This window comes from Bradyrhizobium sp., assembly GCF_016462955.1.
Taxonomy (GTDB): Bacteria; Pseudomonadota; Alphaproteobacteria; order Rhizobiales; family Xanthobacteraceae; genus Bradyrhizobium.
Map to the genome: position 1 here is coordinate 914 of NZ_JAEMSD010000664.1, position 2,183 is coordinate 3,096.

1 protein-coding gene is annotated in these 2,183 nt (G+C 62.3%); it reads left to right on the forward strand.

What is annotated here, in order from left to right; translation table 11 throughout:
* The first annotated feature begins 288 nt into the window (after positions 1-288).
* The gene (locus JHD07_RS36500; RefSeq protein ID WP_028136430.1) at positions 289-2,169 is read left to right on the forward strand and encodes a P-loop NTPase fold protein; all 1,881 of its coding nucleotides are present in this window, start codon (positions 289-291) and stop codon (positions 2,167-2,169) included.
* Positions 2,170-2,183 lie beyond the last annotated feature (14 nt).

The following is a 2,183-nucleotide window of genomic DNA, read 5'->3' on the forward strand; positions in this document are numbered from 1 at the left end:
GTTACCACTTCGGCGGCGATTGCCTAGGAGTTTCGTCGCAGTGGTCCCGGCGGGGCCGTCGGCCGCATCCCCGCCTCTTTGCAGCGTCCTGCAGGTCACTTTCGCGATAATGGCCGAAGCGATGGAGACTTGAAGCGCGTGTGCAGAGCAGCAACCATAGGACGTAAGAAGAAGGTCTGGGTTGCACTTTCGGAGAACGGAACGTAACAACGCAGCGCTCGGTGCCTTTCCTCTGCTCGCGCAACAGATATTTCGATTCCAAAAGCTTTTTCAGGCGAGAGATTGCCGATGTGGCCCGATAACGAGACCGAGCGGGACTTCCTGAACTTCTCCGGCGTCGCCGAAACCGTGGCCGAGATCATTGTGCAGGCCAAGGGACGCCCGATCTCGATCGGCGTGTCTGGCGCCTGGGGCATCGGCAAATCCTCGATGATCAAGCTCACCCGCTCGGCGATCGCCGCCAGGAAGGACGAGAGCGGGAAGAAGGCCGCCGACAAGTACGTCTTCGTCGAGTTCAATGCCTGGCTCTACCAGGGCTATGACGACGCGCGTGCTGCGTTGATGGATGTGATCGCTGACAAGCTCGCGAAGGAAGCGGAGAGCCGACAGACGGCACTCGATAAGGTCGCGTCCCTTGCCAAGCGCGTGAAATGGCTCCGGGCCGCGAAACTCGCAGCGACCTCGGCCGCCTCGATCTATTTCGGGGTGCCCCCGGTCGGCGCGGTCGGCGAGATCTTCGAGCTCGCCAAGAAGGTCTGGTCCGAAGGGGTCGGGAAGGAAACCGGCGAAGCCGCCAAGAAAGCTGCGGCGGACGCGGCGCAGGAAGGTGGCGAACTGCTGAACCCGAAGGAGGAAACGTCACCGCCGAAGGAGATTCAGGCGCTGCGCGACGCGTTCGAACAAGCGCTCGAGGAGCTCGGGATAACTTTGGTCGTCCTGATCGACGATCTCGACCGATGCTTGCCGGAGACCACGATCTCGACCCTGGAGGCGATCCGCCTCTTTCTGTTCCTCAAGAACACCGCCTTCGTGATCGCGGCCGACAACGACATGATCAAGCACGCCGTCCGGAAGCACTTCGTCGGGGTCAGCGACGACCTGCTGGTCACCAACTACTTCGACAAGCTCATCCAAGTTCCCATTCGGGTGCCGCAGCTCGGGACCCAGGAGGTCCGCGCCTACATGATGCTCCTGTTCGTGGACAACAGCGAGTTGTCCGACGACGACAAGGAGAAGATCCGCGCTGGCATGATTGGCCAGCTCAAGCGGACGTGGCAGGGAAAGAAGGTCGACCGGGCCTTCGTCCAATCGCTTGGCGTGAAGTTGCCCGAGCATCTTGTCGGTCAATTCGACACGGCCGAGAGGCTCGCCTCGCTCATGACGACGGCGTCGGGGATTCTGGGAAATCCGCGGCTGATCAAGCGCTTCCTGAACGCGCTCTCGATCCGGATGACGATCTCGAAAGCGCAGGGCGTTGGCGTCGACGAAGCGGTGCTCGCTAAGCTGTTGCTTTTCGAGCGCATCGGCGACACCGCAGCGTATGCCGAACTGGTCAAGAACGTCAGCGCCTCGGGTGAGGGAAAGCCTACGTTCCTCCAAGAATGGGAAGACGCGGCGACAGCGGGGCGCGATCTCGATCTGAAGGCGCCGTGGAACGCTCCCTTCGTGAAGGAATGGTTGGCGCTCTCGCCGCCCCTTCACGACCACGACCTGCGCGGCGCGCTCTACGTCGGCCGCGAGCAGGCGCCGCTTATCACGCCCGAAGACCGCCTGTCGTCGGAGGCGGCCGAGTTGCTCACGGCCCTGCTCGAGCACCCCGACATGGCCCACCAGCTCAAGGACAGGCTGACCCGGGTCTCGCGTATCGAAGTCACGGTGATGATGGATCGCCTGCTCGAGCGCGCCAGAAAGGAGCAGGACTGGGGTGTCCCGCCTATCCTCAACGCCTGCATCGCTCTCGCAGATGCCGACCCACCACAAGGAGCCCGTCTCGCTGCATTCCTCGCGGACCGCCCTTCGCAACAGATCCAACCGAACATCGTGCCGAAGGTCGGCGACCGTCCATGGTCGAGAAGTGTCCTCGATGCATGGAATTCGTCTCCTGACGTTTCGCGCCCGGTGAAGACGGCGATCAGAAAGACGAGAGAGCATGGGAACGTCGCAATCTAGTGACGGTCCCGGCC